15 protein-coding genes are annotated in these 21,497 nt (G+C 71.2%); 4 read left to right on the forward strand and 11 right to left on the reverse strand.

The features are described from left to right. Positions 1–33: 33 nt before the first annotated feature. Positions 34–2,160, reverse strand: a complete 2,127-nt coding sequence (locus tag OG700_RS07955; protein WP_405610991.1) for a type IIA DNA topoisomerase subunit B — start codon at positions 2,158–2,160, stop codon at positions 34–36. Between the two features lie 431 nt (positions 2,161–2,591). On the opposite strand from OG700_RS07955, the gene OG700_RS07960 reads away from it, so the two are divergent. Next, positions 2,592–2,822, forward strand: coding sequence for a hypothetical protein (locus OG700_RS07960; protein ID WP_023538184.1), 231 nt, complete (start codon positions 2,592–2,594; stop codon positions 2,820–2,822). A gap of 119 nt (positions 2,823–2,941) precedes the next feature. On the opposite strand, the gene OG700_RS07965 is transcribed toward OG700_RS07960, so the two are convergent. The 6 genes from OG700_RS07965 to OG700_RS07990 all read right to left on the reverse strand — a co-directional run bounded on the left by OG700_RS07965 (position 2,942) and on the right by OG700_RS07990 (position 12,057). Then, entirely contained in the window at positions 2,942–3,790 is an 849-nt protein-coding gene (locus tag OG700_RS07965; RefSeq protein WP_405610994.1) for a S1 family peptidase, read from the reverse strand. Between the two features lie 145 nt (positions 3,791–3,935). Beyond that, positions 3,936–5,483, reverse strand: coding sequence for an RNA polymerase sigma factor (locus tag OG700_RS07970; RefSeq protein WP_405610997.1), 1,548 nt, complete (start codon positions 5,481–5,483; stop codon positions 3,936–3,938). 377 nt (positions 5,484–5,860) lie between these two features. Next, on the reverse strand, positions 5,861–6,748 hold the full coding sequence (locus tag OG700_RS07975; RefSeq protein WP_405611000.1) for a FadR/GntR family transcriptional regulator: 888 nt from the start codon (positions 6,746–6,748) through the stop codon (positions 5,861–5,863). Positions 6,749–6,906: 158 nt separating this feature from the next. Beyond that, positions 6,907–8,652, reverse strand: a complete 1,746-nt coding sequence (locus tag OG700_RS07980; RefSeq protein ID WP_405611003.1) for an ATP-binding cassette domain-containing protein — start codon at positions 8,650–8,652, stop codon at positions 6,907–6,909. Positions 8,653–8,848: 196 nt separating this feature from the next. Further along, complete coding sequence (locus OG700_RS07985; RefSeq protein WP_405611006.1) at positions 8,849–9,613, reverse strand: NUDIX hydrolase; 765 nt, start codon at positions 9,611–9,613, stop codon at positions 8,849–8,851. A 1,094-nt stretch (positions 9,614–10,707) separates the two neighbouring features. Beyond that, a complete protein-coding gene (locus OG700_RS07990) occupies positions 10,708–12,057 on the reverse strand; it encodes a DUF4192 domain-containing protein (protein WP_405611009.1) in 1,350 nt (449 codons plus the stop codon). Between the two features lie 110 nt (positions 12,058–12,167). Here OG700_RS07990 and OG700_RS07995 point away from each other — a divergent pair, with 110 nt between their 5' ends. Together OG700_RS07995 and OG700_RS08000 are read left to right on the forward strand one after the other, a co-directional pair. After that, positions 12,168–14,339 carry a RecQ family ATP-dependent DNA helicase gene (locus tag OG700_RS07995; protein ID WP_405611012.1) on the forward strand — a complete coding sequence of 724 codons (2,172 nt, stop codon included), beginning with the start codon at positions 12,168–12,170 and terminating at the stop codon, positions 14,337–14,339. 229 nt (positions 14,340–14,568) lie between these two features. Further along, on the forward strand, positions 14,569–15,195 hold the full coding sequence (locus OG700_RS08000; RefSeq protein WP_405611015.1) for a hypothetical protein: 627 nt from the start codon (positions 14,569–14,571) through the stop codon (positions 15,193–15,195). A 149-nt stretch (positions 15,196–15,344) separates the two neighbouring features. On the opposite strand, the gene OG700_RS08005 is transcribed toward OG700_RS08000, so the two are convergent. The 3 genes from OG700_RS08005 to OG700_RS08015 form a co-directional block, all read right to left on the reverse strand. Continuing rightward, on the reverse strand, positions 15,345–15,980 hold the full coding sequence (locus OG700_RS08005; protein WP_405611018.1) for a hypothetical protein: 636 nt from the start codon (positions 15,978–15,980) through the stop codon (positions 15,345–15,347). 149 nt (positions 15,981–16,129) lie between these two features. Continuing rightward, complete coding sequence (locus OG700_RS08010; RefSeq protein ID WP_405611021.1) at positions 16,130–16,840, reverse strand: ribonuclease HII; 711 nt, start codon at positions 16,838–16,840, stop codon at positions 16,130–16,132. 208 nt (positions 16,841–17,048) lie between these two features. Beyond that, positions 17,049–17,675, reverse strand: a complete 627-nt coding sequence (locus OG700_RS08015; protein WP_405611024.1) for a TetR/AcrR family transcriptional regulator — start codon at positions 17,673–17,675, stop codon at positions 17,049–17,051. Between the two features lie 130 nt (positions 17,676–17,805). Here OG700_RS08015 and OG700_RS08020 point away from each other — a divergent pair, with 130 nt between their 5' ends. Further along, on the forward strand, positions 17,806–19,359 hold the full coding sequence (locus tag OG700_RS08020) for an MFS transporter (protein ID WP_405611027.1): 1,554 nt from the start codon (positions 17,806–17,808) through the stop codon (positions 19,357–19,359). Positions 19,360–19,475: 116 nt separating this feature from the next. Here the strand turns inward: OG700_RS08020 and OG700_RS08025 are convergent, their stop codons facing one another. Then, a complete protein-coding gene (locus OG700_RS08025) occupies positions 19,476–21,338 on the reverse strand; it encodes a DUF4153 domain-containing protein (protein WP_405611030.1) in 1,863 nt (620 codons plus the stop codon). Positions 21,339–21,497 lie beyond the last annotated feature (159 nt).

Below are 21,497 nucleotides of genomic sequence, written 5' to 3' on the forward strand. Positions count from 1 at the left end.
TGGGTGGAGCCCGGCGCCGTGTGGTCCTGCGGCTCAGACGTCGATTCTGGCACGGTCCAGGGTCGCGGCCGAGCTGGTGATGAACTCCTTGCGCGGCGCGACCTCGTTGCCCATGAGCAGATCGAAGACCTGCTCGGACGATTCGAGGTCCCCGATGTTGATCCGCCGCAGCGTGCGGTGGCGCGGGTCCATGGTGGTCTCGGCCAGCTGGTCGGCGTCCATCTCGCCAAGGCCCTTGTAGCGCTGGATGGAGTCCTTGAAGCGCACGTTCTTGCGCTGGAACTCCAGGAGCGTCTGCCGCAGCTCGTTGTCCGAGTACGTGTAGACGTACTTGTCCTGGCCCTTCTTGGGCTGCACCAGCTCCACCCGGTGCAGGGGCGGAACCGCCGCGAAGACCCGGCCCGCCTCCACCATCGGACGCATGTAGCGCTGGAAAAGCGTCAGCAGCAGACAGCGGATGTGGGCCCCGTCGACATCGGCGTCGACGAGCAGCACGATCTTGCCGTAGCGGGCGGCGTCGATGTCGAACGTCCGGCCCGAGCCCGCCCCTATGACCTGGATGATCGCGCCGCACTCGGCGTTCTTCAGCATGTCGGACACGGACGACTTCTGGACGTTGAGGATCTTGCCGCGGATCGGCAGCAGCGCCTGGAACTCGCTGTTCCGGGCGAGCTTGGCCGTACCGAGCGCCGAGTCGCCCTCCACGATGAACAGCTCGCTGCGCTCCACGTCGTCGCTGCGGCAGTCGGCGAGCTTGGCCGGCAGCGAGGAGGTCTCCAGCGCCGTCTTCCTGCGCTGGGCATCCTTGTGCTGACGGGCGGCGATGCGCGTACGGGCGGCGGCGACGGCCTTCTCCAGCACGGCGCGCGCCTGCGCCTTGGCGTCGCGCTTGGTCGACGTCAGGAACTCCTTGAGCTCCTTGGCGACGACGTTGGCGACGATCCGGTTGGCCGCCGACGTCCCCAGGATCTCCTTGGTCTGCCCCTCGAACTGCGGCTCGGCGAGACGCACCGTCACCACGGCCGTGAGCCCTTCCAGGGCGTCGTCCTTGACGACGTCGTCCTCGGCGACGCGCAGCAGCTTCGCCGAGCGCAGCGCCTCGTTGACCGTCTTGGTCACCGCGCGCTCGAAGCCCGTCATGTGCGTGCCGCCCTTGGGGGTGGCGATGATGTTGACGTACGAGCGCAGCGTGGTGTCGTAGCCGGTGCCCCAGCGCAGGGCGATGTCGACGCCCAGCTCGCGGGTGACCTCGGTGGGCGTCATGTGACCGCGGTCGTCCAGGACGGGCACGGTCTCCTTGAAGGCGCCCTGTCCGGTCAGCCGCAGCACGTCGCAGACGGCCTTGTCCTGTGCCAGGTACTCGCAGAACTCGCTGATCCCGCCGTCGTAGCGGAACGTCTCCTCGATCGTGCCGTCGCCCTCGCTCTCGCCGGCCGCCCGCTCGTCGCGCACGACGATGGTCAGGCCGGGGACGAGGAAGGCGGTCTGGCGGGCCCGCTGGTGCAGCGTCTCCAGCGACAGCCTGGCGTCCTTGAGGAAGATCTGCCGGTCGGCCCAGTAACGGATCCGGGTGCCGGTGCGCGCCTTGGGCACCCGCTTGCCCTTGAGCAGGCCGTTCGCCGGGTCGAAGGGGGAGTCGGGGCCCGATTCCGTGAACATGCCGGGGACGCCGCGGCGGAAGCTGATCGTGTGCGTGGCGCTGTTGAGGTCGACCTCGACGTCCAGCCGGGCGGAGAGCGCGTTGACGACGGAGGCGCCCACGCCGTGCAGACCGCCCGAGGCCGCGTACGCGCCGCCGCCGAACTTTCCGCCCGCGTGCAGCTTCGTCAGGACGACCTCGACGCCGGAGAGGCCGGTCTTGGGCTCGATGTCGACGGGGATACCCCGGCCGTTGTCCTTGACCTCGACCGAGCCGTCCTCGTGCAGCGTGACGTCGATCCGGTCGCAGTAGCCGCCGAGGGCCTCGTCGACGGAGTTGTCGATGATTTCCCACAGGCAGTGCATCAGACCGCGGCTGTCGGTCGACCCGATGTACATACCGGGCCGCTTCCGGACCGCTTCCAGCCCCTCAAGGACGAGCAGGTGCCGCGCGGTGTAGTTGGAACCGTCACGATCTGCGGTCAGCAGCGCACTGGACGGCACGGACGTCTCGGCGGTCACGCGGTTCGCTCCTCGCTGAATTTGAAATCTGGCCCAGTGGGTAAGGGCCCGGCATCGGTCGCCGCTCAGAGGGTACAGAGGCCTGGTAGAGCCGTTGTAACGCCACCCTATTGAATTCTCATGCTAGCCGAGGCTCGCATGGGTGTTCGATCCCTCGATGGAGTGAAGCACACATCACGTTCCCTTCCAGGCATGAACCATTTAGGCTCCGGGCACGTCCTCATGAACGACCGGCAAGCCAGCCGGGAGGATCGACCCTGACAAGCAACGCGAAACCGTAAAGCGAAGCAATACGGCTCATTCGCCGCCAACCGGCAGCAGACAGCCACCTCGGGAAGAAGTTTCGAGGAAAGGCCGCGAGCGGGAACGTTTTCGGCCTGGTTGGATGTTGACCCTGGTACGACAGCTCGTCGAGCTAGAGAAGAGGCGACGTGACTACTGTTCTGACCCCCGCGAGCCCGCTGACGGCCGCTGACCGCTGCGACCGCTGCGGCGCCCAGGCATATCTGCGCGTCGTCCTGACCAGCGGTGGTGAACTGCTCTTCTGCGCCCACCACGGACGCAAGTTCGAGCCGGAACTCAAGAAGATCGCCGCGGAAATACAGGATGAGACCGACCGACTGACGGCCGTGCAGGCCGCCGCCGGTGAAGAGGAACACTGAAACCTCGCATCCACGACGAGCCAAGGGCCGATCCAGGACCGGCCGACGGGCCGCCACCCCGGTACAACCGGGACGGCGGCCCGTTCTCGTTCCCGCGTACGGCACGGGTCCCCGGCGCCTCAGCGCGTGCGGCGCGCCCCGGTGGCCCCGGCCACCTGGTCGACCGCCGAGTTGATCCGCGTATAGACCCCGGGGCTGCCGGCCTTGCCGCAGCCGCTCCCCCACGAGACCAGCCCGATGAGCCGCCCACGGGCCACCAGCGGCCCGCCGCTGTCACCCTGGCAAGCGTCGTGCCCGCCCTGGGGATCACCCGCGCAGAGCATCGTGGAAGCCTCGTAGCGACCCCCCGAGCCCCCGGGATAGGCCCGCTCGCATTCCGAGTCCGCCAGGACCGTCACAGGGGCGGAGCGCAGCGCGGAGGCGTATTTGCCCTCGCCGGTGGTGTCGCCCCAGCCGTACACCTTCGCCGCGGCGCCCGGAGCCGACGCCTCCCCGCCCGGATCGGCGGGCCTGATCGCGTACCGCGCGGGCAGCGCCCGCGCCAGCGTGAGCACCGCGAGGTCCGAGGCATGGGTCGCCGGGTCGTACGCCGGGTCGATCCGCACCGAACCCACCCGGACCTCCTTGCCACCCTTCCCGCGCAGCTCCTCCCGGCCCGCGATGACCCGCAGGTCCGTCACGTCCTCGGGCTTCACCCCGAGCACGTCCCGGCCCATGCAGTGCGCGGCCGTGAGCACCTTCGTCGGCGCCACGACCACGCCCCCGCAGAACTGGCCGGCCCGGGTGTCCCCGAACCGCTCCCGGCTGGACAGTGCCACGACCCAGGGGCTCTCCGCCGCCGGCGCCGGCTCCCCGCCCACGACCACCCGGTCCGCGGCGGCCGGTACGGGGGTCACGAGCGGCAGCACCGCCCCCGCGGCGATCGTGGCCAGTCCTCCCGTGAGCACTCGGGCAATAGGGCGTCGCATACAGGCTCCTGACTATCCGGTGACTCCTACTGACACAGAGTCACCCATTGAGCCGACAAACGCATCCCCGCAACGCCTGAGGGCCCGCTGTCCCGGTCGGGATACGGGCCCTCAGGAGGGGCTGTGCCGCGTGCGAGAAACCGGCCTAGTCCAGGTAGTCGCGCAGAACCTGCGAACGCGACGGGTGACGGAGCTTCGACATCGTCTTGGACTCGATCTGACGAATGCGCTCACGCGTCACGCCGTAGACCTTGCCGATCTCGTCCAGCGTCTTGGGCTGGCCGTCGGTGAGACCGAAGCGCATGGAGACCACTCCGGCCTCACGCTCGGAGAGCGTGTCGAGCACCGAGTGCAGCTGCTCCTGGAGAAGCGTGAAGCTGACCGCGTCGGCCGGAACGACGGCCTCGGAGTCCTCGATGAGGTCACCGAACTCGCTGTCCCCGTCCTCGCCCAGCGGGGTGTGCAGCGAAATCGGCTCGCGACCGTACTTCTGGACCTCGATGACCTTCTCGGGGGTCATGTCGAGCTCCTTGGCCAGCTCCTCCGGGGTGGGCTCACGGCCCAGGTCCTGGAGCATCTGGCGCTGCACACGCGCGAGCTTGTTGATGACCTCGACCATGTGCACCGGGATACGGATGGTGCGGGCCTGGTCGGCCATGGCGCGGGTGATCGCCTGGCGGATCCACCACGTGGCGTACGTGGAGAACTTGTAGCCCTTGGTGTAGTCGAACTTCTCGACCGCGCGGATCAGACCCAGGTTGCCCTCCTGGATCAGGTCCAGGAAGAGCATGCCGCGGCCGGTGTAACGCTTGGCCAGCGAGACCACCAGTCGGAGGTTGGCCTCCAGCAGGTGGTTCTTGGCGCGTCGCCCGTCCTCGGCGATGATCTCCAGCTCGCGCTTGAGCTTGGGGGCGAGCTTGTCGGCGTTCGCCAGCTTGTCCTCGGCGAACAGGCCCGCCTCGATGCGCTTGGCGAGCTCGACCTCCTGCTCGGCGTTGAGGAGCGGGACCTTGCCGATCTGCTTGAGGTAGTCCTTGACCGGGTCGGCGGTGGCACCCGCGACGGCGACCTGCTGGGCCGGCGCGTCGTCCTCGTCGTCGTCGGAGAGTACGAAGCCCTTGTTCTCGCCCTCGGTCTCCTCCTCCTCGCCCTTGCCGGCCTGGACCTCCTCGGCCGTCTCCTCGCCGTCGGCGGCCTCGTCGGAGTCCTTCTTGCCGGCGGTCTTCTTCGCCGCGACCTTCTTGACAGCGGTCTTCTTGGCCGCCGCCTTCTTGGCCACGGTCTTCTTGGCCGCCGCCTTCTTGGCGGGCGCGGCTGTCTCGTCGGAGGCGGACTCGACGGTCTCGGCGGCCGGGGCGGCGGCGGCCGCGACGGTCTTCGTATGGACGGTCTTGGCGGCGACTGTCTTGGTGGCGGTGCGCTTCGCCGGGCTCTTCGCAGCGACGCTCTTGCGGGCGCGCTTCGGCGACTCCGCGGCACTGACCATCAGCGTCACACCCTCTTCCTCGAGGATCTGGTTGAGGCTGCGCAGAACATTCTTCCACTGGGTTGGCGGAATCTGGTCAGCCTCGAAGGCCCGACGCACGTCGTCGCCGGCGATCTGCCCATCAGCCTTTCCCCGCTCGATGAGCGCCATCACAGACTCGGACTCGGCGATCTCCGGCGGGAGCGTACGGGATGTGCTGGCCGACACGAACAACCTCTCGGAACGATGGAAACGGCTTCCGGCTCCCCCCAGGATCGGGGCGGAACCGACGACCGTCGACTGGGGATGTGCCGACGGCGCGGGCTGGACCTCGGAGCTGGATACAGCGCCACTCCTCGTGGCGCTATTCCCTCCGCGGCCATCACCTCTTAGGTCATCGCCCTGCCTCGTGGAGTGTTACGCCCAATCCACGTGGCCCGAGTCACACCCCATTTGCGACAAAACGGCCGGAAGGGTTTTATCCCCCGTCGCGTGCCGCCGGACCCACAGGTCCGGCGGCACGCGAGACGTCCGCCCCGTCCGCCCTGACCTTCACTTTCCTGCTCGGCACCGCGGGACTCGCCCTCAGCACCCCGATGGCACCCTCAGTGCTCGCGGGGCGCGGGAACGACGCGCTCCACTTCCGGGTGCACCATCAGAAGCTGCCGCATGGCGGATTCCGCCGCCTGCGCGTCGCCGGCGGCCAGGGCCTCGACGATCCGCGCGTGGTGCGCCAGCGACGCGTCGGTGGGGCGGTCACAGCCCGTGACGGGGCCGCCGGAGACCTGGAGGGCCGCCGAGACGATCCCCGAAAGGTGCTCCAGCATCCGGTTGCCCGCGAGCTGGATCAGCAGGGAGTGGAATTCGGCGTCGGCGCGCGAGAACGTGATCGAGTCGCCCTGGGCGATGGCGTGCCCCATGATCTCGACCATGTCGGCCAGCCTCTGCTGGACGTCCTCACGGCCATGGCCGGCGGCGAGCCGCGCGGCGAGGGGCTCGATCGTCCAGCGCAGCTCGCTCAGCTCGCGGCGCTGGTCGTCGCGCTGCGGGCCGAACGCCCGCCATTCGATGATGTCGGCGTCCAGCAGATTCCAGTCGCTGACCGGCCGGACCCGGGTGCCGACATTGGGACGGGCACTGACGAGGCCCTTGGCCTCAAGGACGCGCAGCGACTCGCGGACCACCGTGCGGGAGACCTCGAAGCGCTGTCCGATCTCCTCCGGCACGAGCGGCCGGTCGGCGCCCAGGTCGCCCGAGACGATCATCTGGCCGAGCTGCTGGACGAGTTGGCCGTGCAGTCCACGGCCCCGGCTGCCCGCCGAGCGCCGGCCCACCCGGCCCAGCTCGTTGTCCCCGCCCTCCCACGCGGGGGCGGGAATGCGGTCGGCGCCGGGCGCCTCCGCGTAGGGGTAGCGGTCGATTCCGCCCGGGGCCGCGAGGCCGGACTCGACGGAGCGGGCGGCGGTCATCATGGTGTGCGCAAGGGTACTCACGCATCCTTTGTCGGCGCCGCTCGTCGGCCCCTTGAGGTCTTTGGTGAAAAGCACACGAAAGGGTGATCGGCGCCCGCCCTTCGATTGACGACTTATCGTAAAGAAGCAGGCGCAATCGGGGAGTTATGGGCAGTACGACAGCTCCGGTCGCTCGGCGATCACCAACGGGCCCTGCGGCGAAGGCTCGTGAACAGATACGCGCAGAGCAGGGCGGACAACGACAGCGTCAGCGCCGCGCCGACGGGCTGCGCGAGGACCCGACCGGTCGCCACCAGCCAGCGGTCGACCGCCTCCGGCCATTGCGGCCAGGCCAGTTCGCGCAGTCTGCCCGGGAGTCCGACGATCGAACGCGCCGACGGAACGGCGAGCCCCTTCTGTACGAGGGGGACGACGACGACCGGTACGGCCAGTACGGCGGCGACACCGGCGCCGGTGACCCGGAAGATGCCGGCCCCGAGGAGACCCGACCAGGCGCAGCCGACGGTCAGCCCGGCCCAACTGGCCACCAGCGCGGGCCAGTCCGGGGGCACCACGTCCGTTCCACCGCCGTACACCAGTCTCATCGCCTGCGCGTCGACGGCGACGGTAAGGGCCGCGAGCAGCAGGGCCGCCGTGGCGGTGACGGTGAGTTTGGCCAGCAGCAGGCCGAGGCGGCGCGGCACCGTGCCGCGTCCCGCGGCGAGCGCGGGATAGCGGTACTCGTCGCCGAAGGCGAACGCGCCGAGCAGGCCGGCGCCCAGGGCGGCGGGCGGCAGCGGGAGGAATCCGGGCCAGGCCGCGAGGAGGCCGGGCAGCGGGGTGTTGCCGGTGCGGGCGAGCGGCAGGGCCAGAGCGACGGAGGCGACCAGGACGGCGGCGGTGACCAGCCAAGGGGTACGTACTCCGAGGAAACGGCGGAGTTCGTACCGGAACGGACGCAGGGGGCTGCGTACGGGCCGCGCGGGCAGCGGGGGTGGCAAGGGGTCAGTGCCAGGCCCCGAGGGCGCTCGTCGCGCCTCTGAGGGGGACGGCGGGGCCACGGAGGGCGTCGGGCCGGTGTCTCCGGTCTCGTCGGCGAGTTGGTGGACGAGGATGCCGTGCCGGAAGGCCGTCTCGCCCAACTCGGCGCAGTCGCTGCCGAAGACGGTGAGCCGCCCGCCCGCCTCGGTGACGACCTCGACGGAGCGGCGGTCCGCCCGCGCCTCGCGGTTCACGGCGTCGGCGAGGCGGGCCGCGTGCGGAGTCCGGATGACGACGCGCGGGCGCAGCCGGGTCCGGGCGAAGTCGGCGGCGTCCTGGTCGGCGACGAGGCGGCCTTCGTGGACGGTGACAACGCGATCGGCGGTGCGGGCCGCCTCTTTGGGATCACTGGTGGTGTAGAGAACGGTGCCGCCGTGGGCCGCGTGCGCCCGGAGCAGTCCGTGCAGCCAGCCGTTCTCGCGGGGCGAGAGTCCGGCGGCGGGATCATCGAGGACGAGTGTGTGCGGATCGCCCAACAGGGCGGCGGCGAGGCCGAGTCTGCGGTCCATGCCGAGGGAGAGGGTGCCCAGCGGTTCGTCACGCAGGGCACCGATGCCGACCAGGTCGAGCAGGTCGTCGGCGCGTGCGGCGGGCACTCCGGCGGCGGCGCAGAGCATGCGGAGCTGGCCCCGGGTGGTGCGCGCGGGGTGTCCCGGCACATCACCGAGCAGGACGCCGACCTCACGGGCCGGGTGTGCGATGCGGTGGAGCGGCCGGCCCCGGAAGTAGGTGATTCCGCGGCCGGATTCGAGTTCGAGCATCAGCCGCAGGGCGGTGGTCTTGCCGGCTCCCTGAGCGCCGAGGAGCGCCGTGACGCCGCCGGCACGGGCCTCGAAGGTCAGATCGTCCACGGCGGGCGGGAGGTCGCGGTGGGGGCTGCTGGTGAGTCCGATGGCCTGGAGCATCGCTTCTCTCGCGGGGAGGTGAGACCGCTCGGCGGCAGTATGGGTACCGCAGCAAGATAACGCGACATGTCCGACTTGAGGCGCAGGACTGTGACGACGGGTGTCAGGCGTGATGTCCGGCGGTGGATGTCAGGCGTGATGTCCGGCGGTGGATGTCCGGCGGTGGATGTCCGGCGGTGGATGTCCGGCGGTGGGCTCAGACCTCGGGGCGCAGCATCGGCGGGTTGAGCACGGTGGCACCGCCCGCCCGGAACAACTGGGCGGGCCGGCCGCCCTGCCGCGTGGTGGTGCCGCCGGACGGCACCAGAAAGCCGGGGGTGCCCGTCACCTTGCGATGGAAGTTTCGGGGGTCGAGCACGACGCCCCACACCGCTTCGTACACCCGGCGCAACTCGCCGACCGTGAACTCCGCCGGGCAGAAGGCGGTGGCCAGGGAGGAGTACTCGATCTTGGAACGGGCCCGCTCCACCCCGTCGCCGAGAATGCGCGCGTGGTCGAAGGCGAGCGGCGCGGGCTGTTCGCCGTCCCGGCCGAAGCCGCCGTCGTGGTCGAGCAGCGCGTCCACGGGTGCCCAGCGCGCGCCGTTGGCGTCACCGCCCGCGCGGGGTGCGGGAAGGTCGGGCGCGAGCGCGAGATGGGCCACGCTGACGACCCTCATCCGGGGGTCGCGCGCCGGGTCGCCGTACGTCGCGAGCTGTTCGAGATGGGCGCCGTTCGCGGGGGCGGGCGACGCCGGGTCGTGCGCGCACAGCCCCGTCTCCTCGGCCAGCTCGCGCGCCGCCGCCGCACCAAGATCCTCATCGATCTTGACGAAGCCGCCGGGCAGCGCCCAGCGCCCCTGGAAGGGCACCTCGCCCCGCCGTACGACCAGCGCGCACAGGGCGTGGCGGCGCACGGTGAGCACGACCAGGTCGACGGTGACTGCGAACGCGGGGTAAGCCGACGGGTCGTAGGGCGACATGCCGGTGATCTTAGTCGTCTGCCTGACGATAAACACCCGTTCCCGTCAGGTCCGCCGACTTCTTCCCACCCGAAATCGGCGACCGCCCGCTCGACCGTTCGCCTCTCGGAAGGGAGCCCGCCGGCCGTGCACCCGGGACCGGCGGTGTCCGGCCGGCCACCGCCGCCGGGAATAGCGCCCGGGACAGATGCCCACCTGCGCCGATGACCGCTCGGGCGCCTGCCGACGGCTCCGCCGGTTCGGACGCCGACCCGTTCGACGAAGGCCACCGGGCGGTCACCGGTCCAGGTACGTCGGACGCCATGAGCGCGCGGGCGCCGCACGACGGCTCCGCCGCGCCGCGAGGCCAACCGACCCGAGGCCGTTTCCCGGCACTCCCCGCCCGGCGGGGAGACGCCCCCCCCACACACACGCCCGCCTCGTTGCCGAAGGCGCCCAAGTACGCCTGGTACGACAGTGATCCGCCGCCCTGCGATCGCACACGCCGACGAGCCAACAGCCGCTCTCCCGGCGGGCGGACGCCGCTGACAGACCCCCGGTGGATTCCGCGACGAGCACCGCCGGCCTCAGGTCGGGCCACCACCCCCTCGGCCGGGACCAGTCCAACAACCACCCGTCCCGGCGTATATGCCGCGAGGGAACCCCCGGGCACCCAGGCGACCCGGCCCGGCTCCGGGTGGGAGACACCAGGAGGCGGGCGCCGCCCCGGTCCCGGTGTTTCTCGGGGCCGGACCACCGCCGCGGCAGCCGTCGGTCGCAAGGAGATGACCGAGGAGCGACCGCAGCAGCGCCGGATTTCCGGGCGGACGCACCGTCCGCAAGGCTCACGGACGAGGTGGCTCCCCCTCCGCCTCCTCGCCAGGGCTGTCCGGAGGGGATCTTCGCGGATCAGGCCGCAGCGCGTCCGGTGCGTCCGGTGCGGTGCGTGGCAAGGCGGAGTATCGGCGCGGGGGTGGTGGATGAACCGGCCTTACTCGGATGCCTTCGAGAACGCTGCCAACGCCGCGAGGTACCGCATCCGGCGTCGCGGAGCCGCGATACGAACCGTCGGACAGGATCTCGTCGCACCCGGGCAGGCGCCGCGCGCCCCGCTCTCATTTGCCGGTCTTCGTGCCACGCTGCCCACCGCGGCCGGCGGCCCGGCCCCGCGCCGCCGGTGTGGCGGGACGGGTCCTCTGAGAGGGCACCGTACGGGGCGTCGCCTTCTTGACCGCCGTCTTCCTCGCCGCCCGCCGCACCGCCTTCTTGGGCCGCTTCGTCGCGGGCTGCCCCACCGCGGCGATGTTCTGGGCGCGCATACAGCGCCGCAGTGTCTCCGGGTCCAGCCCTTCGTTGAACGCCTGGTGAAGGAGTTGGGCGAAGGTGTACGAGGGGTCGAGACGCAGCGCGAGTCCGAGCGCGACCCGGGCCGCCGGCTCGTCGCCCGAGGACCAGGCGACCCAGCCGGCCAGGGTGAGCGGGGCGACCGCGTGTTCGGAGTAGGCGCCGACGCAGCGGCGGGCCAGGGCCCGCCAGAGCCGTAGCGCCGGCTCGGCGTCGGGACCCTCCATCCACTGCGCCGCCCGATCGCGGGTCTCCCGGTCCTGGAGGCCGATGATGACCGCCGCCGCCTCGTCATCGGCGATGAGCCGGTCGTCCGTGACGTCCGTGTCACCGCCGGCGCCCGCGCCGACCCGACCCGTCTCCTCCCTGCGCGGCGCGGCGGGCCGTGTCCGGCCCAGACGGTTCATCAGGTCCCGGGCGGCTCGGAGAGTGGTCTCACCCACCTCCTCGCGATTGCCACCGCCCAGGATCATCGGCACCAGCGCGCCCGCGGCCTCGTCCAGCGCCTGTTCCTGCTCGGCCGCCCTCCCGGCCGAGCCGCGCCAGGGCTCCAGCCGTGCCTCCATCTCCCGCAGGGATCCGCGTACTTGGATCCCCGCGTAGGCGGACGCCGCGGCCATCACGGATGTGCCGGGCAGCGCCAGCGGATTGCCCTCGGGCGGGCAGCAGCGCGTGTCCGGGCAGCAGTAGGACCAGAAACGGCCGTCGGAGATGCAGAGCACCTCGCGCACGGGGATGTCGAGGCGACCGAAGCTCGTGCGGATCAATTGCGCGAGCGGATACAGGCGGTCGCGCACGCCGCGGCCCGTGTCGCCGTCCTGCGGGTCCTGGCAGAGAAAGGCGACGATCCCGTCCGGAGGGGACCCGCGCCGCGCGCTCCCCTCCACCAGACACGCGGCGAGTTGTCCGGCGACGGGCGCCCATTCGCGAGGCGCGCGGGGGATGCCGAGCCTCAGCCGGCCCCCGAAGCGGCCCTCATCGCCGTGCAGCGCCACGAGCACGACCGAGTCGGATGGATGGAAGCCCATCAGAAAGGGCAGGGCATCGGCGAGTTCCGCGGGGCTGCGCAGGGTGACCTGCTGCTCGTCGGCGGGACGGGTGGGTTCGCTGTGCTTGTTCATGGCTAGACCGTCCCGCGGATGCCAAATTCCCGCGACCCCTGTGGATAACGTTATCCACAGGCTGACTGCGGCATTCGCGCTTTGTCCGGGCCATCAGGTTGCATGGGGGCATGACCAACCCAGACCGCGCAGCTCTCCGGGCCTCGGCCGACTCCGTCCTCGCCCGTCTTGTCGGTGACGCCACCGGCGCTGCCCGCCTGCGCGAGGACCAGTGGCGGGCCATCGAGGCGCTCGTCGCCGACAAACGCAGAGCGCTGGTCGTGCAGCGGACGGGCTGGGGCAAGTCCGCGGTGTATTTCGTCGCGACGTCCCTGCTCCGCGCCCAGGGCAGCGGTCCGACGGTGATCGTCTCCCCGCTGCTGGCGCTGATGCGCAACCAGGTGGAGGCCGCCGCCCGCGCCGGCATCAGCGCGCGCACGATCAATTCGTCCAACTCGGAGGAGTGGGAAACGATTCAGGCCGAGGTGGCGGGCGGCGAGGTCGATGTGCTGCTGGTCAGCCCCGAGCGGCTCAACAACCCCGACTTCCGCGACCAGGTCCTGCCCGCCCTGTCGGCGGCCACCGGCCTGTTGGTGGTGGACGAGGCCCACTGCATCTCCGACTGGGGCCACGACTTCCGCCCCGACTACCGCAGGCTGCGCACGATGCTCGCCGAGCTGCCGTCCGGCGTTCCGGTGCTGGCCACCACCGCCACGGCGAACGCGCGGGTGACGGCCGATGTCGCCGAGCAGTTGGGCACAGGCGCCGGGACGGACGCGCTCGTGCTGCGCGGAGCGCTGGACCGGGAGAGTCTGAGTCTCAACGTGCTCAGGCTCCCGGACGCCGCGCACCGGCTGGCCTGGCTGGCCGATCATCTGGTCGAACTTCCGGGCTCCGGGATCATCTACACCCTGACGGTCGCGGCGGCCGAGGAAGTCACGGCCTATCTGCGCCAGTGCGGTCACACCGTCACGTCGTACACGGGCCGTACGGAGAACGCGGACCGGCAGCAGGCCGAGGAGGATCTCCTCGCCAACCGCGTCAAGGCACTGGTCGCCACGTCCGCGCTGGGCATGGGATTCGACAAGCCGGACCTCGGATTCGTCGTCCACCTCGGCTCCCCCTCCTCCCCCATCGCCTATTACCAGCAGGTGGGCCGTGCGGGACGTGGAGTCGAGCACGCCGAGGTGCTGCTGCTCCCCGGCAAGGAGGACGAGGCCATCTGGAAGTACTTCGCCTCGGTCGCCTTCCCGCCCGAGGAGCTCGTCCGGCGCACGCTCGACGTCCTGGCGCAGGCGGACCGGCCCCTCTCGCTGCCCGCTCTCGAACCGCTGGTCGAGCTGCGGCGCACCCGGCTGGAAACGATGCTCAAGGTGCTCGACGTGGACGGCGCGGTGCACCGGGTCAAGGGCGGCTGGACCAGCACCGGACAGCCCTGGGTGTACGACGCGGAGCGGTACGCGTGGGTGGCACGCCAGCGGGAGACCGAGCAGCAGGCCATGCGGGACTACGCGACGACGACGGCTTGCCGCATGGAGTTCCTGCGGCTCCAACTGGACGACGAGGAGGCCGCGCCGTGCGGACGATGTGACAACTGCGCGGGAGCGCGGTTCACGGACAAGGTGTCCGGGGGTGCCCTGGACTCCGCCCGGGGCGAGTTGGGCAGGCCGGGCGTGGACGTGGAGCCGCGCAAGATGTGGCCGACCGGGCTGACCGCCGTGGGTATCGACCTGAGGGGCCGTGTTCCCGCCGGTGAGCGGAGCTTCCCGGGGCGGGCGCTCGGCCGGCTCTCGGACATCGGGTGGGGCAACAGGCTGCGTCCGATGCTGGCGCCCCAGTCGCCGGACGGCCCCGTTCCCGGCGACGTGGTGGACGCCGTGGTGAGCGTTCTCGCCGACTGGGCCAAGGGGCCCGGTGGTTGGGCGTCCGGGCTCGACGACGCACCACCGCGCCCGGTGGGCGTCGTGACCGTCGCCTCGCGGAGCAAGCCGCAGCTCGTGGGGTCGCTGGGCAGCCGGATCTCCGAGGTCGGCCGGATGCCGCTGCTGGGCACGGTCGAGTACGCGCCGGGTGCGCAGGAGGCGCGTATCTCCCGCACCAACAGCGCCCAGCGGGTCCGGGCACTGCACGAAGCGTTCGCCGTCTCACCGGAGTTGGCCGAGGCCCTGACCTCGGCGGCGGGTCCCGTCCTGCTCGTCGACGATCTCTCGGACACCGGCTGGACGTTGGCCGTGGCCACCCGGCTGCTGCGCAGGGCCGGGGCCGAAGGGGTGTTCCCGCTGGTCCTCGCCGTTCAGACGTGACCACGTATCAGAGCGACCCTGGATGGGCAGGATCAAGGCAGGGATATGAGCGTCATTACCGCTCATTTCAGGCAGTGGCGCCAAATGCTCGTTGCCGCCTGCCCAAGTGCCCGCAAGAATTGGAGATGCCCCCCGCACGGTCGGACCGTTCGCGGTCCGGATGGACTGTGCCGCGGCGCGCCTCACCCGACCCTGCCCGCACTGTGGGCGCGTATGCGAAGGGAGGAACGTGACCTTCGGATTCGCTCCGTCCGCAGCCTCATCGATCACGACAGCCGATTCCGTCACCCGCCTCGCCAGGATGCTGGAGCCGGCCGAATGGGCGGCGGCCGGGATACCTCTGCTCCGTAACCCCCGCGAGGTCGTCAGCGGTCTGCACTCCCGGCACCGGCCGAAGCCTGCGACCGCCGTCGTCGCCGTCCTCGACCACGAGGAACGTCTCGCCGCCAGCGCCTCGTTCGCCCCGCGAGCGGCCCCGGTGGACGGCTGGGAGTTCCGAAACGCGCTGCTGGCGCACCTGCGCCGGGTCATCCCGCACGATCTGCGCCGCCGTACGCCGGTGCGCACCGCCGTGCTCCTCTACTGCCGCGACGGCGACGAGCGCTGGACGGAGGAGGACGGGGCCTGGATGTGGGGGCTGCGGGACGCCTGCACACTGCACGGCCTGCGCTGCGGCGCGTACATCACGTTGACGCGTGGCGGCTGGCAGGTGCTGGGCGAGGTTCGCGGCGGGCGTCGGCCCAACTCCGAGTCGGCGCCCGAGGATCTCGCCGAGACGGTGTCCGAATCCGCTCCCTCGCCGTTGCGTTCCGGCAGTGGCGCGGTGGAGGCGTCGCGGCGCGCGGCGGCCCGCTGACCCGTCGCGTCCGCGGGTGCGGCGCACGCCCTCAGGCGCGTACGACACAAAGGATGCCGTACGTGCCGGGCGCACCGACCGCCCGACCCAGGCGGACCGCGCGGTCGAGCGGCACGGAAGCCGTGCCGCTCGACCTGGTGGAGTCCGTGTCAGACGCCCGCGCCGAGCACGGAGTTGACGCGCTGCGGGTCACCGCACACGACGAGCAGCGCGACGGCCCGCTCCCGTGCCGTCGGCAGTGCACGCGCGACGGCGTCGTCGTCACCGCCGTTGAGCGCGACGACGACCACGGGCCGCGCCTTCGCGCGGTCCACGGCCGAGGCGTCGGCGAAGAAGACGTCCTCGCCCGTGTCGTGCTGGTCCCAGTAGGAGTTCTCACCGAAGGACAGTTCGTGCGTGGCCCACGGGTGCTGTTCGCCCGTGGTGAGAACGAGGATGTCGCCCGGCGCGCGACCGGAGTCGAGCAGCAGGTCAACGGCTTCCTCGGCGGCGTCCAGCGCGCCGTCCGCCGAGGCGGGGATCAGCTGGATCTGAGGTTCGGGACGGGTCTCCGGCGTGACGGCGGCGGGCCGTCCGGCGGGGACCTGCGAGCGCTCCGGCGGCGCGGGCCTCGCGGGACCGTGACCCGGCTGTCCGGGACGCGGTGTGGCCGCGGACCGCGGCCCGGGAACGGGACGCGGACCAGGTACGGGACGAGGGGTCGACGCGGTGCGGCCGGTGGCCGGAGTGGCGCGGGGACCCTGGGCGCTCTCGTGAATCTGAGGCTCCTCGGGGGTGAGAGGCATGAGTGGATGTCTATCAAACGCCGGCGCGCAAGTCACCGGCGGGTGGGCACATCTGTGCCCATACGTTTCGCTTGCCGAGTACGGCCGGGGCGATGCACAGGCCGTATCCGTCAGAAACCGGACAGGCCGGTCACGTCAGGTCGTTCGGGTCAGAAGTCGAAGCCGAGCTGGCCCTCGCTCTCCCGCAGCTCCGCCTCGGCGGAGATACGGACCTTCTTGAGATGGCGCCACCGGGGCAGCGCGTCGAGATAGGACCACGAGAGCCGGTGGTGCGAGGTCGGCCCCCGTTCTGCCAGCGCCGCCTTGTGCACCGGCGAGGGATATCCGGCGTTGGCGTGGAAGGCGAAGCCTTCGCATTCCCCGGACGTGGCGCCCAGTTCGGCCATCATCGAGTCCCTGCGCACCTTGGCAAGCACCGACGCGGCGGCCACCGAGACACACGAGATGTCGCCCTTGATGACCGTCCGGACCCGCCAGGGTTTGCCGAGGTAGTCGTGCTTGCCGTCGAGGATCACCGCGTCGGGCCGCACCGGGAGCGCGTCCAGGGCGCGTTCGGCGGCGAGCCGGAGCGCAGCGGTCATCCCGTGGTCGTCGATCTCCTCCGGAGAGGCGTGCCCGATGGCGTGCGAGGTCACCCACGACTGAAGCTCCAGCGCCATGTCGGCACGGCGCTTGGGAGTGATCAGCTTGGAGTCGGTGAGTCCGAGGGGGGGCCGGCGCAGACCCGTGACGGCCGCGCAGACGGTCACCGGCCCCGCCCACGCCCCGCGTCCGACCTCGTCGACACCAGCGATGATCTTGGCACCGGTGGTGGCGCGGAGCGATCGCTCTACGGCGTGGGTGGGTGGTTCGTACGGCATGGCACCAGCCAGGTTACGCCGCCGCTCCCCCGCGCGACACCCCGGGCCCCCCGCCCGTACGTCACCGCCGGCGCGGCCCGTCGGCCCGACACGCCGCCCACCCCCAACACGCCCTCGACGCACGGCCGTACGACGCCCGGAACCCAGGGCCGGACCCGGGGCCGAACCCTGCGCCCCGCACCCGGCGGCTCTGGACAGGCACCCCGGTTCAGCGCGCGGGCAACCGGAGCAACGGCAGCATGACCTCGTCGATGAGCCGTGCGATCTCCTCGTCGGGCCATTCACTGCCGCGCACCTTCGACCGGTACATCAGCACGGCCGGGATGAGGTCGAAGACCAGCGCGCCGGTGGCGTCGGGCCGCACATCGCCCCGCCGGACACCCCGACGCACGACCGCCTCGAACAGGTCGGCCGACGGCTCGACCACCCGATTCATGATCAGTGCGTGGAAACGAGCGGAGGACGACGGATCGCACTCGTGCAGGACCGCGCGGAGCGCGAACCCCGGCCGGGAGTACATCGCGTCCCGGACCAGCCGGGTCAACGCGTAGAGGTCGTCGCGGATTCCGCCGAGATCGGGGGTGTCTTCGAGGGAGGAAAGCCCCGCCGCCAGGGCGTCGGCGACGAGATCCTCCTTGGATGGCCAGCGCCGGTAGACCGCGGCCTTGCCGGTCTGTGCCCCGGCGGCGACGCCCTCCATCGTCAGGCCGTTCCAGCCGACCGTGCTCAACTGCTCCAACGCGGCGTCGAGGATCGCACGTTCCAGTACCGGCCCGCGACGCCGCGACACCACCGTCCGCGGCCGAGCGGTGGCCGCCGAGCGTGAAGTAACCATCAGCAGATCTCCATGAGGCGAAGAATTCAAACGGCAGCTTCAGTGAACGGTTGCGTTCACTGACGGGGACTCACTACCGTGAACAACACAGTGAACGCATACGTTCACTAATTCACTTGGGGGACTCGTAGTGACAACCTCTCAACTCGAAGCCGAACGCGAGCCGGGTGCGGCCCGCCGGGAAGGACGACCCGGAATCGCGCTGGCCGTCATCGCGGCCTGCCAACTCATGGTGGTACTCGACGCGACGATTGTGAACATCGCGCTCCCACACATCCAGGACGCGCTCAGTTTCTCGACCACCGACCTCTCCTGGGTGCTGAGCGCCTACACGCTCACCTTCGGCGGCCTGCTGCTCCTCGGCGGCCGCGCGGGCGACATCCTCGGCCGGCGCCGCGTCTTCATGACCGGCATCCTGGTCTTCACCCTCGCCTCACTCCTGGGCGGTTTCGCCCAGGAGCCCTGGCAACTCCTCGCCGCCCGCGCGCTCCAGGGGATCGGCGGCGCGATCGCCTCGCCCACCGCGCTCGCCCTCATCACCACGACCTTCCCCGAAGGACCGGCCCGGAACAGGGCCTTCGGAGTCTTCGCCGCCGTCTCGGCGGGCGGTGGCGCGCTCGGCCTGCTGGCCGGCGGGATGCTCACCGAGTGGCTCGACTGGCGCTGGGTGTTCTTCGTCAACGTACCGATCGGTGTGCTGATCGCCGTCCTGACACCGATGTACATCACCGAGTCCAAGCGCCACCCCGGCCGATTCGACATCTCGGGCGCCGCGACGTCCACCCTGGGCATGACCTCGCTCGTCTACGGATTCATCCGGGCCTCGGAAGAGGGCTGGCGCGACTCGCTCACGATCGGATCGTTCGCGACGGCCGTCATCCTGCTCGCCGCGTTCGGCGTCGTCGAGTCGCGGGCGAAGGAACCGATCATCCCGCTCAGGATGTTCGCCGACCGGAACCGTTCGGGCACCTACGTCATCATGCTGAGCCTGGCCGCGGCCATGTTCGGGATGTTCTTCTTCATCGTCCTGTTCGTACAGAACGTGCTCGACTACAGCCCGATCCAGTCGGGCCTCGCGTTCCTGCCCGTGACCCTCGCGATCGGCCTGGGGGCGGCGCTGTCGCAGCGGTTGCTGCCGGTACTCGGCCCGAAGCCGTTCATGGTCATCGGCTCGACCATCACCGGCCTGGGCCTCTTCTGGCAGACGCTGATCACTCCGGAGAGCTCGTATCTGAGCGGCGTCCTCGGTCCGATGGTGCTCTTCGGCTTCGGCATGGGGCTCAACTTCGTGACCCTCACGCTGACGGCGGTCTCCGGGGTCGCGCAGCACGAGGCGGGCGCCGCGTCGGGGCTGCTCAACGCGAGCCAGCAGGTGGGCGGTTCGCTGGGGCTGTCCATCCTGGTCACGGTCTTCGGTACGGCCGGCCGCGACGAGGCGGAGAAGCAGCTGCCGTCGTTCATGGCCGAGGCGACACCGGCCGAGAAGGCGCAGTTCGCCGCGACCCACGAGATGCCGGGACGCTGGGGCCACGAGGTGCTGACACAGGGCATCTCGACCGCGTTCACGGCCGCCGTGGGCATGGTGGTCCTCGCGCTGTTGACGGCGACGCTGGTGGTACGGGTACGCAAGAGCGACATGGAAGCCCTCAGCGGCAGGGCGGGCGCCGCCGGGCCGGTGGCGTAGGAGGCGTACGGGACGTCCCACGGGGGAGGACGTCCCGTACGTACGGAGGCGGAGTCGGCGGACGCTCCGGTCCGGTGCGGTGGAAGGGCCGGGGGCGGCGCCGGGCGCCGCGTCCGTCAGAGGCCGTCGCCGGTACGCCCGTCGTCGTACGAGTCGCGTTCGCCGCTCGAATCGTTCGGCCCGCTCATCGTCGAGCACGCCTCCCACTGAGGATCGATCGGCCGCTTGTCGAGGATCTCCCTCGCCCGCGACTCGCCCCAACTGGTCGCGTACCACGGCTCGTCCGAGCCATCCAGGTCGCGCTCGATGCCCTCCAGGGCGCAGGAGCGCAACGGCTCGGGAAGCGTGTCGAGCGCCGGTACGGCGTCGGCGGAGAGCTGCTGGAAGTAGTTGATGTCGATCTTCTCGGAGGCCTCGTAGCGCTCGATGTTGCGCTCGGCGACGAGCGCGTCCGGCGAGATCAGCCCGAAGATCAGCACGCCCGCCGCACCGCTGACCGCGACGGCACGCGGCAGCCAGCGCCCGCCGAAGGCGCCGGCGGCCATGATCAGGACGATCACGAGCCCCAGCCACAGCTCCATCGCCGCCACCGAGACGCGCAGCCGTGTCAGCCCGTACGCGTCGACGTACAGGTCCATGCGGCGCAGCGCGGACGCGACGACGACCAGCGTGAGGGCGCACAGAACGCCGAGCACGGCGTTCACGAGAAGGCGGTCACGGGCACCGTCGCGCGGCGCCCAGCGGCGCGCGAGACCGATCACGAGCAGGGTGAGGAGGGTGGCGCCGAGCAGCTGCCAGAAACCCTGTGTGGCGTATTCGGAGTAGGTGAGGCCCGTTTCGCTCAGGACCTTGTCGTAGCCGCCGAACAGCACTGTGAGCTGCACGCCGATGAACACGGCGAAGAGCAGGTTGAGCACGATCAGCGGCAGCGCCCACTCGGCCCGGCCGCGTACGGCCCCGGGCCGGACCGTGATCCGGTCCCAGCGCAGCGGCGCCGCCGCCGTGTGCGCGGCGGCCAGCGCCCCGACGACACCGAGCACGAACAGCAGTGTGCGCCACGGACCGTCCGCGACCGATACATCGGGTGTCAGCCCTCCGAGCAGATCGGCGAAGGCGGCGTCGGCGCTCGCGAAGAGCGCGCCGAACACGATCAGCAGCACGACGGCGACCGCCACCGTCCGCAGGACGGGTGCCCACCGGCCGCGCGAGCCCTCGGCGCGCTCGCGCACGCCCCGCACGCCCCAGAACAGGCCCGTGCCGAGCGAGCCGAACAGCCCCAGCGGGCCCAGGACGACGCCGAGCCAGGTGCGGCAGCCGTGCAGGGCGAGCGAACCGAGTGCCAGCGCTGACGCCACGGCGAGGAACGTCGGCCAGCCGGCGTCGCGCAGTGCGGGGACGGAGAGCAGCGCGAGGCCGCCGACGGCCCAGACCAGGGTCCACGGGCGCAGCCGGCGGCCGGCCTCACGCGCGGCGAAGTACGCGGCGAGCGCGGCGGGCACGCTCACGATCAGCAGGTTGAGCCCGAGCCCGTCGCCGAGCAGCAGCGCGCTGAGCAGACCCGTGAGAGCGACGCACCACAGGGTGGCGACGCGGATGCGGGCGGGCTCGTCAGAGCTGATCTCGCCGATCCAGACGGGGGGTTCGTGCTGGGTCGGCTGCCACTGCTGCCAGGTGGTCGCGTGCGACGGACGCGGCTGGCCCGGCGGGCGCGGCGGCCGCCCGGTGTGCGTCGGCGCGGGTCCACGGGGCGCGGCCCGGGTGTGCGTCGGTGCTCCGGCGCCCGCTGGAGCACCCGTGTGCGCCGGTACGGCGCGCGGGCGCGGCACCGCGTCCTGTACGTCTTCCTCTTCCTCAGGAGCGGCTGCGCGCGACGGCGGCTGCGACCGCTGCGGCTCCCTCTTACGCGACGAATCCGGATTCGGCTCGCCAGCCGTCGCCGGCTCCGGTGCCTCACTCGAATGCGACGGTGTGTCTGACACGGACCCCCCTCACCGCCCGGTGCCATGCGCACGGCAACAGGTCGGCGCGTGGGATCCCGGGCTCACGTAGGCGCACGCCCGTCGATGATCAACGAGGCGGCATGGGCCGAGGCTAGCGTCACGTGGCGGAGCCGCCACTTCCGGAGCGAGTCTGTGGCG

It is taken from the genome of Streptomyces sp. NBC_01508 (assembly GCF_045040315.1).
Taxonomy (GTDB): Bacteria; Actinomycetota; Actinomycetes; order Streptomycetales; family Streptomycetaceae; genus Streptomyces.